The sequence below is a fragment of the Salmonella sp. K21076 genome (assembly GCF_039650795.1).
GTDB classification, from domain to species: domain Bacteria; phylum Pseudomonadota; class Gammaproteobacteria; order Enterobacterales; family Enterobacteriaceae; genus Salmonella; species Salmonella enterica.
Window position 1 is genome coordinate 17,106 of sequence record NZ_JBCLYA010000044.1, and the last position, 12,767, is coordinate 29,872.

The 12,767-nt window shown below is 53.5% G+C and carries 13 protein-coding genes; 6 read left to right on the forward strand and 7 right to left on the reverse strand.

All coding sequences use genetic code 11. The features are described from left to right. The first annotated feature begins 125 nt into the window (after positions 1 to 125). Both mltA and tcdA read left to right on the forward strand, forming a co-directional pair. A complete protein-coding gene (gene mltA / locus AAYN39_RS11785) occupies positions 126 to 1,223 on the forward strand; it encodes a murein transglycosylase A (protein WP_000678621.1) in 1,098 nt (365 codons plus the stop codon). 108 nt (positions 1,224 to 1,331) lie between these two features. Beyond that, positions 1,332 to 2,138, forward strand: a complete 807-nt coding sequence (gene tcdA / locus AAYN39_RS11790; protein WP_000117742.1) for a tRNA cyclic N6-threonylcarbamoyladenosine(37) synthase TcdA — start codon at positions 1,332 to 1,334, stop codon at positions 2,136 to 2,138. 51 nt (positions 2,139 to 2,189) lie between these two features. On the opposite strand, the gene rarD is transcribed toward tcdA, so the two are convergent. From rarD to csdA, 3 genes are all read right to left on the reverse strand, one after another. Beyond that, positions 2,190 to 3,077: an EamA family transporter RarD gene (gene rarD, locus AAYN39_RS11795; protein WP_014343890.1), complete on the reverse strand. Its 888-nt coding sequence runs from the start codon at positions 3,075 to 3,077 to the stop codon at positions 2,190 to 2,192. A 299-nt stretch (positions 3,078 to 3,376) separates the two neighbouring features. Beyond that, positions 3,377 to 3,820: a cysteine desulfurase sulfur acceptor subunit CsdE gene (gene csdE / locus AAYN39_RS11800; RefSeq protein ID WP_000184198.1), complete on the reverse strand. Its 444-nt coding sequence runs from the start codon at positions 3,818 to 3,820 to the stop codon at positions 3,377 to 3,379. Continuing rightward, positions 3,820 to 5,025: a cysteine desulfurase CsdA gene (gene csdA, locus AAYN39_RS11805; RefSeq protein ID WP_000991058.1), complete on the reverse strand. Its 1,206-nt coding sequence runs from the start codon at positions 5,023 to 5,025 to the stop codon at positions 3,820 to 3,822. Before csdA ends, csdE begins: the two co-directional genes overlap by 1 nt. A 192-nt stretch (positions 5,026 to 5,217) precedes the next feature. Here csdA and AAYN39_RS11810 point away from each other — a divergent pair, with 192 nt between their 5' ends. The 4 genes from AAYN39_RS11810 to rlmM all read left to right on the forward strand — a co-directional run bounded on the left by AAYN39_RS11810 (position 5,218) and on the right by rlmM (position 8,216). Beyond that, positions 5,218 to 5,445: a YgdI/YgdR family lipoprotein gene (locus AAYN39_RS11810; protein ID WP_000750393.1), complete on the forward strand. Its 228-nt coding sequence runs from the start codon at positions 5,218 to 5,220 to the stop codon at positions 5,443 to 5,445. A 346-nt stretch (positions 5,446 to 5,791) separates the two neighbouring features. After that, positions 5,792 to 6,709, forward strand: a complete 918-nt coding sequence (gcvA, locus tag AAYN39_RS11815; RefSeq protein WP_000044409.1) for a glycine cleavage system transcriptional regulator GcvA — start codon at positions 5,792 to 5,794, stop codon at positions 6,707 to 6,709. A gap of 18 nt (positions 6,710 to 6,727) precedes the next feature. After that, the gene (locus AAYN39_RS11820; RefSeq protein WP_000203913.1) at positions 6,728 to 7,123 is read left to right on the forward strand and encodes a DUF423 domain-containing protein; all 396 of its coding nucleotides are present in this window, start codon (positions 6,728 to 6,730) and stop codon (positions 7,121 to 7,123) included. Beyond that, positions 7,116 to 8,216, forward strand: a complete 1,101-nt coding sequence (gene rlmM / locus AAYN39_RS11825; protein WP_001045494.1) for a 23S rRNA (cytidine(2498)-2'-O)-methyltransferase RlmM — start codon at positions 7,116 to 7,118, stop codon at positions 8,214 to 8,216. Before AAYN39_RS11820 ends, rlmM begins: the two co-directional genes overlap by 8 nt. 58 nt (positions 8,217 to 8,274) lie before the next feature. Here the strand turns inward: rlmM and fucR are convergent, their stop codons facing one another. The 4 genes from fucR to fucI all read right to left on the reverse strand — a co-directional run bounded on the left by fucR (position 8,275) and on the right by fucI (position 12,761). Continuing rightward, on the reverse strand, positions 8,275 to 8,985 hold the full coding sequence (gene fucR / locus AAYN39_RS11830) for an L-fucose operon activator (RefSeq protein ID WP_000642330.1): 711 nt from the start codon (positions 8,983 to 8,985) through the stop codon (positions 8,275 to 8,277). Between the two features lie 57 nt (positions 8,986 to 9,042). Then, positions 9,043 to 9,465, reverse strand: coding sequence for an L-fucose mutarotase (gene fucU, locus AAYN39_RS11835; RefSeq protein WP_000920848.1), 423 nt, complete (start codon positions 9,463 to 9,465; stop codon positions 9,043 to 9,045). Position 9,466: 1 nt separating this feature from the next. Continuing rightward, positions 9,467 to 10,885: an L-fuculokinase gene (fucK, locus tag AAYN39_RS11840; protein ID WP_001763972.1), complete on the reverse strand. Its 1,419-nt coding sequence runs from the start codon at positions 10,883 to 10,885 to the stop codon at positions 9,467 to 9,469. A gap of 145 nt (positions 10,886 to 11,030) precedes the next feature. Next, positions 11,031 to 12,761, reverse strand: a complete 1,731-nt coding sequence (gene fucI, locus AAYN39_RS11845; protein ID WP_000724125.1) for an L-fucose isomerase — start codon at positions 12,759 to 12,761, stop codon at positions 11,031 to 11,033. Positions 12,762 to 12,767 lie beyond the last annotated feature (6 nt).

The following is a 12,767-nucleotide window of genomic DNA, read 5'->3' on the forward strand; positions in this document are numbered from 1 at the left end:
AAATACACCGCAGATAGCGCGATTTTTAAACGAATTTACATAATGAGATCGCGATCGCATTTCATTACTTCGGACGGTTTGTTATCTTCACCGGGCACTTTCGATTACGCAGAAGACGAGACACCATGAAAGGACGTTGGGCAAAATATGTGGCGACAGGCGTAATGCTGGCAATGCTGGCTGCCTGTTCATCAAAACCGACCGATCGCGGTCAGCAATATAAGGACGGGAAATTTACCCAGCCCTTCTCCCTGGTAAACCAGCCGGACGCGGTGGGCGCGCCGATTAATGCTGGTGACTTTGCCGAGCAGGTCGACCAGATCCGTTCCGCGTCGCCGCGTTTATACACCAATCAAAGCAACGTCTATAACGCTGTCCAGAACTGGTTACGTTCCGGAGGCGATACGCGCACTATGCGTCAGTTTGGTATCGATGCCTGGCAGATGGAAGGCACCGACAACTACGGTAACGTCCAGTTCACGGGCTACTATACGCCCGTCGTTCAGGCTCGCCATACGCGCCAGGGCGCGTTCCAGTACCCTATCTATAGTATGCCGCCAAAACGCGGACGCTTACCGTCCCGCGCCCAGATCTACGCAGGCGCGCTGAGCGATAAGTACATCCTGGCCTGGAGTAATTCGCTGATGGATAACTTTATTATGGATGTCCAGGGCAGCGGTTATATTGATTTCGGTGATGGTAGTCCGCTGAACTTCTTTAGTTATGCCGGTAAAAATGGCTGGCCTTATCGCAGTATTGGTAAAGTGCTTATCGATCGCGGTGAAGTGAAAAAAGAAGATATGTCGATGCAGGCTATACGCGAATGGGGAGAGAAGCACAGCGAAGCGGAAGTGCGTGAATTACTGGAGCAGAACCCGTCGTTCGTCTTCTTTAAACCGCAATCTTTTGCGCCGGTCAAAGGCGCCAGCGCTGTACCGCTGATTGGGCGAGCATCCGTCGCCTCCGACCGCAGCATCATTCCGCCGGGCACAACCTTGTTGGCGGAAGTACCGTTGCTGGATAACAACGGTAAATTTAGCGGTCAGTATGAGCTACGTTTGATGGTCGCACTGGATGTCGGCGGAGCGATTAAAGGCCAGCACTTTGATATTTACCAGGGGATTGGCCCGGATGCCGGGCATCGTGCCGGATGGTATAATCACTATGGTCGCGTCTGGGTGTTAAAAAGCGCGCCGGGCGCCGGTAACGTGTTTAGCGGCTGATTGTGGTATTCTGCGACAACCGGATTGCCCGATAACGCGATTGCTATCGGGCCTGAAAATAGTGAGCAGGGGTGAGGAATAACCTCACCTTTTTTATTCTGAGGTCATATGTCAGTGGTGATAAGTGATGCCTGGCGCCAACGCTTTGGCGGCACCGCGCGTCTGTACGGTGAAAAAGCGCTGCAGCGGTTTGCTGAGGCGCATATCTGCGTCGTGGGAATCGGCGGGGTAGGATCATGGGCGGCAGAGGCGCTGGCGCGTACGGGCATCGGCGCGATTACGCTGATTGATATGGACGATGTCTGCGTGACCAATACGAACCGTCAGATCCATGCGTTGCGTGATAACGTTGGGTTGGCGAAAGCGGAAGTGATGGCCGAACGGATTCGGCAAATTAACCCGGAGTGCCGGGTAACGGTTATCGATGATTTCATCACGCCGGATAATGTGGCGGGTTATATGGACGCGGGTTTTACCTATGTCATTGACGCCATTGACAGCGTTCGTCCAAAAGCCGCGCTGATTGCGTACTGTCGCCGATATAAGGTTCCTTTAGTAACCACTGGCGGCGCGGGCGGGCAGATCGATCCGACGCAAATCCAGGTCGCTGATTTGGCGAAAACTATCCAGGATCCGCTGGCGGCAAAACTGCGTGAGAGATTGAAACATAATTTTGGCGTAGTGAAGAACAGTAAAGGTAAGCTGGGCGTGGACTGCGTTTTTTCCACCGAAGCGCTGGTTTACCCACAGGCGGACGGTTCCGTATGCGCGATGAAAGCTACCGCAGAAGGGCCAAAACGGATGGATTGCGCCTCTGGCTTCGGCGCGGCGACGATGGTAACGGCAACGTTCGGTTTTGTCGCCGTTTCCCATGCGCTGAAGAAGATCATGGCTAAAGCGGCGCGACAAGAATAAAAGGACGGGGCGGAGTGTCACGCAGACGCGTATCCGGCCCTGCGCCCTTTGTTAGCGAAAGAAGCGCTGTACCCTGCCGAACACCGGTTTCAGACGGGCGCGGAGATAATGGGAATATAAATTTTCAGATATGCATAGAAACAGCCCGAACCATACTGCACAAAAGCAGAGCAGTTCCGCGTAATTAATGTGCTCGCCAAATATCATAATGGCAAGTAAGAACTGTAAAGACGGCTCTATATATTGCGCCAGTCCGGTGACAATCAACGAGGTGTGATTTAACGCGATGGCAAATAATACCAGTGGAATGATCGTCACTGGCGCCGTCATGACATACAAAAAGAAAGGAGTATTAGCGGATATAATTGGTCCAGTATCGCTAAAGAGAAAAATTAATAGTGAGACAGGCAATGCCCATAATGTTTCAATCGTTATCGATGTCATCACATCATAATGTATAAACTTTCGCGCCAGGCCATATAGCGCAAATGATAATCCCATGGTTAGCGCCAGCGCCGGGAAATGCCGTAGCATGATAATTTGAAAAGTCAGGCCACAGACACCAGAAAAAACGGCGATGGCCTGAAACAACGACAGTTTTTCTTTAAGAAAAATGCATCCCAGCGCAATAACAAATAGCGGGTTGATAAAATAGCCGAGGCTGGCATCAAGTACCAGATGATGGGTTAGCGCATAAATGAAAGATGACCATGAGACAATCATCAAAAGTCCGGCGATCATGCAGAAGAAAAAGGATTTTTTATCTTTCCAGGCATCATGAAATCGCGTTCGCTGCCGAAATAACAACCTTACTGCCAGTAATAATGGAATTGACCAGAACACCCGGTATATCAATATTTGTGCGAGATTTCCCCCTGATAAATATTGATAATATAAAGGTGTTAACCCCCATAATATAAATGCCAGCACCACAAACATGGTACCGCTACGCAGATATTTTTCCACTTATCCATATCCTGTTATAACTTCACCCGATGCGTATGAATTTTCCAGTTCTCCTGCTACGCTACATCGAGTGGTTTTATTTACTCTAAAATCTTCACGCCATTTTAACATGGATTCTAACATTGTAATTTCATTGTGATAGCTGATAAAAATCAAAAGAATGTTTATCAGGGAAATCTGATGCCGAAACTAATAAAGTGACTGGATTATTTTATCTGCATCGCCTGACCGCCGCGGACGGCGCTGTCAGGCGACAGAATATTTACGCTATTTCAACCCTTATGCGTTGCGGCAACAATCGCTTCGCTCAGCGCGTTCAGCCCCTGACTGCGTGAGGCGCTAAGCTGGGCGCGTAAACCCAGCTCATCAAACAGCGCCAGCGGTGAACGAGCCTGCAACTCGGCGGCGTTTTTTCCTTCCACCGCGGTGAGCAATACCGCTAGCAGGCCGCGGACAATCCGCCCCTCACTGTCGCCGAAAAAGTGCATCGTTCCGTTATCTGATCGGGTAAAGCCCAGCCAGACGCGGTTCTCGCAGCCGGCTATCTCCTTCGCCTGCGCTTTGCATTCATCCGGCAGAGCGGGGAGCTGTTTTCCTAACAGAATCAACTGACGATATTTATCCTCCCATTGGGTCAGCGGGAGAAAGATAGCGCGTAACGTCTCTTCCGTTACCGTTGTGCCGAACGGGTGTCCGGTATAAAGAGGGTTTGTCATTAATCCACCAGCAGTTCCAGCGCGCGGTCAACGGCGTTAACCAACGCATCCACATCATGTTGGGTATTATACGGCGCAAAAGAGGCGCGCAGAGTCCCTGTGACGCCAAGTTCCGCTAGCAATGGCTGGGCGCAATGTTGCCCGGCCCGGAGCGCAATACCGTATTCCGCCAGCAGCGTCACCATATCGCCGTGGTGCACGCCGACAAAATCAAAGGCCAGCAGGCTGGAGTCCTGGCAGCGGAACGAACGAAAGCCCGGACGTTTCGCCAGTGCGTCTTCCGCCAGCGTCGCCAGCCCCCGGCTCCAGTTTTCGGCCTGTTCAATATCGATATCGGACAGCCATTCCAGCGCAGCGCTCAGGCCGATGACCCCGGCGACGTTCGGCGTCCCCGCTTCCAGTTTCCAGGGAGCGCTTTGAGTGGTGAAGCCTTCAAAGCTAACGTCACGGATCATCTTGCCGCCGCCGAGCCAGGGCGACATCGCCTCAAGAAGCTCCGGCTTACCGTACAGCACGCCGATACCGGTCGGGCCATACAGTTTGTGAGCGGAAAAAGCATAAAAATCGATATCAAGCTGCTGGACATCCGCCGGGAAGTGTACAGCGCCTTGCGCGCCATCTATCATCACGACCATTCCCGCCGCGTGAGCGGCGCTGATAGCGCCTGTGAGATCCGGACAGCCGCCCGTTACGTTCGACATTTGCCCCAGCGCCAGTATCCGGCTGCGCGACGTGATCAGTTCCGGCAGACGCTCAACATCAGGAAGACGTCGGTCATTAAGCGGCAGTTTTATGACCTGCGCGCCGGTTTGTTGCGCCACCATCAGCCAGGGAACAAGGTTGGCGTGATGCTCGGCGACGCTAACGATAATTTCATCGCCGGGGCGCAGACGAGGACGGGCGTAACACTGCGCCACCATGTTGATCGCTTCGGTGGTGCCGCGTGTCCAGACGATACTTTTTTCATCGGGCGCGTTTAACAGCCGCGCCGCTTTTGCTCTGGCCGCTTCATATTGCGCCGTCAGGCGCTGCGCCTGCGCAAACTGGCTACGATGAACGTTACCGGCGCTCAAACAATAAAACTGGTGCGTGGCGTCAATGACTGCCTGTGGCTTTAATGCCGTGGCGGCGCTATCGAGATAAACACCCGCATCGGCTAGCGCGGGAAACTGCGCGCGAAACTGCGTGGGATTAAAAGCGTTCATGATATTCCTCGGTTCAGTTTACCGATCGTGGCGTAAAAGCGCGGCTGATACAAGGTTTGTCCTAACCATCGGAATCGTCTGTATATCCTGGCGAATTATGTAAAGGAGGTTATGCTGAATAATGTTAGGCGAATGTTTAAGCCTGTTACGGAGTCCGCTTTAAATAGCACAAACAGCTTTAAGGAGAAGAAGATGAAAAAGACTGCCGCAATTATCTCTGCATGTATGCTGACTTTTGCCCTGAGCGCCTGTTCCGGTCCTAATTACGTTATGCACACCAATGATGGACGTAGCATTGTGACCGACGGTAAACCCCAGACCGATAACGATACCGGTATGATTTCGTATAAAGACGCTAATGGCAACAAACAGCAGATCAATCGTACTGACGTGAAAGAGATGGTGGCTCTGGAAAACTAACCGTTTGTTATACAAAAAAAAGCACCGCAATATGGCGGTGCTACATTAATCACTATGGACAGACAGGGTAAATGTACAGGAAGTGAAAAAGGGTAGTCTCGCTACCGTGGTCTGAATCGCAGACCAATTGCAAACACAACAACACAACATCACAACCGTAAGCCAAAAGCCCATCAGAACACGCATTCCGATAAAACTTTTCGTTCCGGCTCAGGAAGTGCCGCCACTATAGGTATTTGCTGGTAGAACCTCAACGGACAATTTATAATGTCTCAGATTAAAAAAACTAATAGGTTACCTATTGTTACCTATTTGTTAAATTCATTCGACATTAAGTCCAGAGGCCATGTCAAAACGATTACCTCCTTTAAATGCGTTACGCGTTTTTGATGCTGCCGCGCGCCATTTGAGTTTTACGCGAGCAGCGGAAGAACTTTTTGTGACGCAGGCCGCAGTAAGCCACCAAATTAAGTCACTTGAGGATTTTTTGGGGCTAAAACTGTTCCGCCGCCGCAATCGTTCGCTGCTGCTGACGGAAGAAGGCCAAAGCTATTTTCTTGATATTAAAGAGATATTTTCCCAGCTAACGGAAGCAACGCGTAAGCTCCAGGCGCGCAGTGCCAAAGGGGCGCTGACGGTGAGTTTACCGCCCAGTTTTGCCATCCAGTGGCTGGTGCCCAGGCTCTCCAGCTTTAACTCAGCTTATCCGGGAATTGACGTTCGGATACAAGCCGTTGATCGTCAGGAAGATAAACTGGCAGACGATGTCGATGTCGCGATTTTTTATGGCCGGGGAAACTGGCCGGGCTTGCGCGTCGAAAAATTATACGCAGAATATTTATTGCCCGTCTGTTCTCCTTTATTGCTCACAGGCGAAAAACCGTTAAAAACGCCGGAGGATCTGGCGAAACATACGTTATTGCACGATGCCTCCCGGCGTGACTGGCAGGCCTATACTCGTCAGTTAGGGCTCAACCATATTAACGTTCAGCAAGGGCCGATATTTAGCCACAGCGCGATGGTGCTACAGGCGGCTATTCACGGACAGGGGATCGCGCTGGCGAATAATGTTATGGCGCAGTCGGAAATTGAAGCCGGGCGACTGGTGTGTCCATTTAACGATGTTCTGGTGAGTAAGAATGCTTTTTATCTGGTTTGTCATGACAGCCAGGCAGAACTGGGTAAAATAGCCGCCTTCCGTCAGTGGATTTTGGCGAAGGCGGCGACGGAGCAAGAAAAATTCCGTTTTCGTTACGAACAATAATTAACTTAGGGTATGACCATGACCAGCCGTTTTATGCTGATTGTCGCCGCTATCAGCGGTTTTATTTACGTTGCTCTGGGCGCGTTCGGGGCGCATGTTTTGAGTAAAACCCTGGGCGTGGTTGAAATGGGCTGGATTCAGACCGGCCTGCAATATCAGGCGTTCCATACGCTGGCGATCTTTGGCCTGGCGGTGGCGATGCAGCGCCGTATCAGCATCTGGTTTTACTGGAGCAGCGTTTTTCTGGCGCTGGGCACGGTGCTGTTTAGCGGCAGCCTGTACTGCCTTGCGCTTTCGCATCTGCGCCTGTGGGCGTATATCACGCCTGTCGGCGGCGTCAGTTTCCTGGTGGGCTGGGCGCTATTGCTGATTGGCGCCATTCGTATGAAACGTAAGGGCGCGAGCCATGAATAAAGTTGTCTTGCTCTGCCGTCCGGGGTTTGAAAAAGAGTGCGCTGCAGAAATTACCGATAAAGCGGGAAAACGGGAAATATTTGGTTTTGCACGCGTAAAAGAGAACGCAGGCTATGTCATTTATGAATGCTACCAGCCGGAAGATGGCGAAAAGCTGATTTCAGAACTGCCGTTCAGTTCGCTGATTTTCGCCCGCCAGTGGTTTGTGGTGGGTGAACTGCTGCAACATTTACCGCCGGAAGACAGAATCACGCCGATTGTCGGCATGTTGCAGGGCGTAGTGGAAAAGGGCGGCGAGCTGCGGGTTGAAGTCGCCGACACCAATGAAAGTAAAGAACTGATGAAGTTCTGCCGCAAATTTACGGTGCCGCTGCGCGCGGCTTTGCGTGATGCGGGCGTATTGACGAATTATGAAACGCCGAAGCGTCCGGTCGTTCATGTCTTTTTTATCGCGCCAGGATGCTGCTATACCGGTTATTCGTTCGCGCATAACAATTCACCGTTTTATATGGGCATCCCGCGTTTGAAGTTTCCGTCTGATGCGCCGAGCCGCTCAACGCTGAAACTGGAAGAGGCGCTCCACGTTTTCATCCCGGAAGATGAGTGGGATGAACGTCTGGCAAACGGCATGTACGCGGTGGATTTGGGCGCCTGTCCCGGCGGATGGACGTACCAGTTAGTGAAGCGCAATATGTGGGTCTACTCCGTAGATAACGGCCCGATGGCGCAAAGCCTGATGGACACCGGACAGGTGACCTGGTTGCGTGAGGATGGCTTCAGGTACCGTCCGAACCGGAATAATATTTCATGGATGGTCTGCGATATGGTGGAGAAGCCGGCCAAAGTCACCGCGTTAATGGCGCAGTGGCTGGTGAACGGCTGGTGTCGGGAGACGATTTTTAACCTTAAACTGCCGATGAAAAAACGCTATGAAGAGGTATCGCATAACCTGGCGTATCTTCAGGCGCAGTTGGATGAGCATGGCGTTAATGCGCAGATCCAGGCGCGTCAGCTTTATCACGATCGCGAAGAAGTGACGGTACACGTGCGTCGGTTGTGGGCGGCTGTTGGCGGACGTCGCGACGAGCGATAAAAACGCGCTGCCGTCATCCGGCGCGTCATCAGCGCCGGATGGCGCACGCTTATCCGGCCTATGACTGCGGCGCATCTGAAACGATATGCGTCACATCATCCAGATGGCCGATGCGCGCCTCTCCTGAACGATTAAATTTACTTTTATCAATCAATAATAAAGACTGCGAGGCGCGCCTGAGCAGGATAGATTTAAAATCGGCGTTGATCGCATTGGAGTCCCACAGATCGCCGCCGCCGTCGATCCCCTCGCAGGAAAAGATGAACAGATCGATATCAAGCGATTTTAGCTGTGAGATAAGCGACGGATTAACGTAACAGCCATATTTACGTTCAAGCTGGCCGCCGGAACTTATCAGCGCAATGCGTTCGCGTTTTCCCAGCTCCTGACAGATAGGATGGCTATTGGTAAAAACCTGAATGGGAATATCCGGCAACTGGCGGGCCAGATACCAGCAGGTTGAACTGGCATCCAGCGCAATCGTCATTCCTTCTTCTATCCACGCTAACGCTTCACGGGCAATATCGGCTTTATGCGCATAATGGCTTTTCAGGCGGATATGGAATGGATCGCCGCTGTCCTGATTTTCACGATGAATATATTTAGCTCGTCCGTGATTACGCAGCACTTTTCCCTGCGTCTGTAGTTCACTGAGATCGCGGCGGATGGTCTCTTTACTGACGTTAAGCCGGGTGGCCAGCGCTTCGGTGGTCAGACTTTTATGATTGATCAGCAGATCGACTATCGCTTGTTGGCGTGCCGCTTTCATTTTTCTCACCCCATCATTCGATGAACGCCCGCGTCATGCGGGCGCACCGGCAAGAGATTACGGCGTTACCCCTTTTTTTAAAAGAATATTTCCGTACTTCGCGCACTCACCTGTGATAACGATCGCAAACGCTTTTTGCGCCCGCTCATAAAACGCATAGCGGTCGATACGAACGATATCCGGGCACGGCGCTTCTAATGACAAAGCATCGCGATAACGCGCTTCAACGCTGGGGTCGAGCGTGTCGCCTTCTACGGCGGCCATCATCACCAGCGGCGGGGCGTAGCTATCCAGCTCAAAGAGCGGAATGATTGCCCGCAGTAGATCGCTGACGCTAAGACCATCGGCGCGAATCACCTGCGGGCCCAGGCTATGCGCGGGAAAGTGAGCGTCAGAAAAAATGATTTCGTCCCCGTGGCCCATCTCGGCCAGCACTTTGAGCAGTGTCGGGGAAATTAACGGTGAAATGGTTTTTAGCATTTCATACTCCCTCAATAATTTCAGGTTCGGTTTGCGGCCAGAAATAGCGATACTGATAATTGACCTGCGCACGCGCCTGCTCCGGGCTACTAAATTCGCCTACGCCGTACCAGCCAAACATGGCAGCGCCGGCCACGGTGGTTTCCGCGTCGTCCAGCACTTTGATAGGGATATCAAGTTGATTCGCTTTAATTTGATTCCACAAAGCGTTGCGACTGCCGCCGCCAACCAGTAACAGTTCTGTGGCGTTAAAATGGCCGATTTTCTCCAGCGTGCGCAGATTACGCTGAAGTTGCGCCGTCAGGCCTTCCAGCGCGGCGCGATAGAAATGGCCGCGGGTGGTATTGAGCGTCACGCCCTGCCAGCCTGCATTTTGACAGGCGAGCAGATCGCACTGCATCCGCACGCCTTCCGCGCCAGCGGGAATAGCGCGCGCTTCGTCGATCAGCGTTTGCCATGGCGTTTCCGGCGTCCACAGCAGTTTTCGTACCCATTCGAGTACGCCGGAGGCCAGCCACTGCATTCCGGGGTTATAAAGCCCCGACTGACTGTCCAGTTCACAGGTCGAGCCCGGATACTGACTGAGCAGCGAGGTATCCACCTGACCGCTGCGCACCATCAGAATCTCCCATGTTCCGGAGGAGAGCACTGGTTCACCTTGCTGCGCGCCAGCGCCGAATAACGCGAACTGAGTATCGTGTTCGGCAGAGATCACTGGCACACCCGCCGGGAGACCGAGTAGCCTGGCCGCGTCTGTCTGTAGCGTGCCTATCGGGGCGCCCGCTTCCACGATACGCGGGAACAGGCGGCGCGCCAGGCCCGTCGCCTGCAGGATTTCCGGACTAAAGTCGCGCTGATGGATATCCAGTAGCTGGCTGGTGCCTGCCATAGTGATATCGGTCGTAAACTCTCCGGTCAGACGGTGGTTAATCAGCGACGAGATAAACAGCCAGCAGTGAGCTTGTTCCAGCAGGCGCGGATGATTCTCTTTAAGCCAGACCAGTTTATACAGCGTGTTAAAGCTGAACGCGCCGACGCCGGAGAGCGTCTGCAATTGCCGGGGCGAGATAAAGCGCTCAATCGTTTCCATCACGGCAGCGGTTCGCGGGCATTTCCAACTGATGACCGGGTAGAGCAGCTTACCCTGCGCATCGACCAGCGCGCCATCGACGCCGAAAGTAGTCACCGTAATACCGCGAACAACACACTCCGACAGGGCGCTGGAGAGTGACCTGCAGCAGTCGGCGAAACGTTGCAGGATGGCGTCCAGCGACCACTGATGCCAGGCGCTATTTTCTGCGGCAATGTCGCTGGCGTTAGCGGTTGAGGCGCGGGCGACAATTTTCCCCTGGCGATCAACGGCGATCGCCCGAACGTTAGTCGCACCGCAGTCGAGAACCAGGATAACGTCTTGTTTCATAGATAACTCCATAAACGCCGCCTGATGGCGCTACGCTTATCCGGCCTACGGTTCACGCGCCCGTAGGCCCGGTAAGCCTGCGCCACCGGGCTAAGCCGCATTAACGTTTATACAGCGGGCCATAATTCTGGCAGGCGCGATAATCCTAGCCTTCGATATCCATACCGTGAGCCGCCCAGGCGGAAGGACGGTAGATCTTCGCCTCCTCCACGTTGTGCATACATACCGGGATACGCAGCATCGCGGCGAGAGTAATAAAGTCCGCCCCTACATGACCGATGGTGAGTACGCCGTGGTTAGCGCCCCAGTTCGCCATCACCGAATAGACATCGGTAAACGGACCTTTGCCGATAAGACGCGGCGCAAACCAGGTGGTAGGCCAGGTAGAGTTGGTGCGGGCATCAAGCTGATCGTGCATCGCTTTCGGCAGTTCGACGCTCCACCCCTCGGCGATTTGCAGTACTGGTCCCAGGCCTTTGATGATATTCACGCGGGTCATGGTGAATGGCACGCCGCCTTCGGTCAGAAAACGGGATGAGTAGCCGCCGCCGCGGAAGTATTCGTGAATTGCCGGGCACCATTCAGTGGCCGCCAGACACGCATCCGCCTCTTGTTGGCTGATTTCCCAGTGCGGTTTCATGGTCGGCTTGCCTTCGCTGTCGCGCTGTTTACAGGCACCGTCCAGCGCGGCAGAACCGGAGTTAATCAGGTGAATAATGCCGTGTTCCGCCAGGGCGCTGAGCGCCTGGCCGGTGACGCGTTCTACGGCTTCCGGCGACCAGTAAGTTCGCACGTCGGCGAATATCTGCGCGGTACCGGTGAGTTGATGGCCAAACAGCATCGCTACTCCGTTCAGACTGTCATTTTCGGTGGCGACGACAAACGGTTCGCGTACGCCGTTCCAGTCAAAAGAGCTATTGAGCAGCGCTTCGGCGGTATCGCCGTTCGGGTATTGATCGGTCCAGTGGCGCTGGCCCTGGAAGCCGGCGGCAATGGCGTTGTAGCCCAGCGATTCTTCAACTAACCCTTTGTCCGCCAGCGTCTTGTTGCCCTGCATCATGTCGCGAATACACATCGCCATCAGCAGGCTCTCTTTTAGCACCGCGCGGTTCTGGGCTTCATTGCGCTTATACTGCGAGGCGTTTTGATCTTCGCCGTAGCGGAAGTTTTTATCCGCCCACGCCAGCGCCATCTCCAGTTCGGCCTCATCATAAATTTTTTGATCGATACGGCGGCGCAGTTCGGTCATATCTACCGCTTGCACCTTCATGCCCAGCCAGGATTCAAAGAAGTTATGATCGACAATGGAACCCGCGATCCCCATCGACACGCCGCCGACGGAGAGGTAGCTTTTGCCTTTCATGCTGGCTACCGCTAACCCTGCCCGCGCAAAACGCAGCAGTTTTTCTTCGACGTCGGCAGGAATGGAGGTATCGTCGGCATCCTGCACGTCATGGCCATAAATGGAGAACGCCGGAATGCCTTTTTGGCTGTGCGCCGCCAGCGCCGCGGCAAGGTAAACCGCCCCGGGACGCTCTGTGCCGTTAAAGCCCCAGATGGCTTTCGGACGCATCGGGTCCATATCAATGGTTTCGCTGCCATAGCACCAGCACGGCGTAACGGTAATGGTCACGCCCACGTTCTGGCTACTGAATTTTTCTTCACAGGCGGCGGATTCCGCCATTCCGGCAATACAGGTATCCGCAATGACGCACTCCACCTGTGCCCCACAGGCGTGGCGGATTTTCTCGGTGATGAGCGCCGCCGTCGCTTTCGCCATGTTCATGGTTTGCTCTTCGAGCGACTCGCGTACGCCCATACGACGTCCATCAATCACCGGGCGGATACCGATTTTCGGTAAGCTGATTTTTTTCATGACAGA

What these genes read in the sequence shown, in the direction of transcription:
- mltA (WP_000678621.1), top strand. Translation starts at nt 126, where the DNA reads ATGAAAGGACGTTGGGCAAAATATGTGGCGACAGGCGTAATGCTGGCA.
- tcdA (WP_000117742.1), top strand. Translation starts at nt 1,332, where the DNA reads ATGTCAGTGGTGATAAGTGATGCCTGGCGCCAACGCTTTGGCGGCACC.
- rarD (WP_014343890.1), bottom strand. Translation starts at nt 3,077, where the DNA reads ATGTTTGTGGTGCTGGCATTTATATTATGGGGGTTAACACCTTTATAT.
- csdE (WP_000184198.1), bottom strand. Translation starts at nt 3,820, where the DNA reads ATGACAAACCCTCTTTATACCGGACACCCGTTCGGCACAACGGTAACG.
- csdA (WP_000991058.1), bottom strand. Translation starts at nt 5,025, where the DNA reads ATGAACGCTTTTAATCCCACGCAGTTTCGCGCGCAGTTTCCCGCGCTA.
- AAYN39_RS11810 (WP_000750393.1), top strand. Translation starts at nt 5,218, where the DNA reads ATGAAAAAGACTGCCGCAATTATCTCTGCATGTATGCTGACTTTTGCC.
- gcvA (WP_000044409.1), top strand. Translation starts at nt 5,792, where the DNA reads ATGTCAAAACGATTACCTCCTTTAAATGCGTTACGCGTTTTTGATGCT.
- AAYN39_RS11820 (WP_000203913.1), top strand. Translation starts at nt 6,728, where the DNA reads ATGACCAGCCGTTTTATGCTGATTGTCGCCGCTATCAGCGGTTTTATT.
- rlmM (WP_001045494.1), top strand. Translation starts at nt 7,116, where the DNA reads ATGAATAAAGTTGTCTTGCTCTGCCGTCCGGGGTTTGAAAAAGAGTGC.
- fucR (WP_000642330.1), bottom strand. Translation starts at nt 8,985, where the DNA reads ATGAAAGCGGCACGCCAACAAGCGATAGTCGATCTGCTGATCAATCAT.
- fucU (WP_000920848.1), bottom strand. Translation starts at nt 9,465, where the DNA reads ATGCTAAAAACCATTTCACCGTTAATTTCCCCGACACTGCTCAAAGTG.
- fucK (WP_001763972.1), bottom strand. Translation starts at nt 10,885, where the DNA reads ATGAAACAAGACGTTATCCTGGTTCTCGACTGCGGTGCGACTAACGTT.
- fucI (WP_000724125.1), bottom strand. Translation starts at nt 12,761, where the DNA reads ATGAAAAAAATCAGCTTACCGAAAATCGGTATCCGCCCGGTGATTGAT.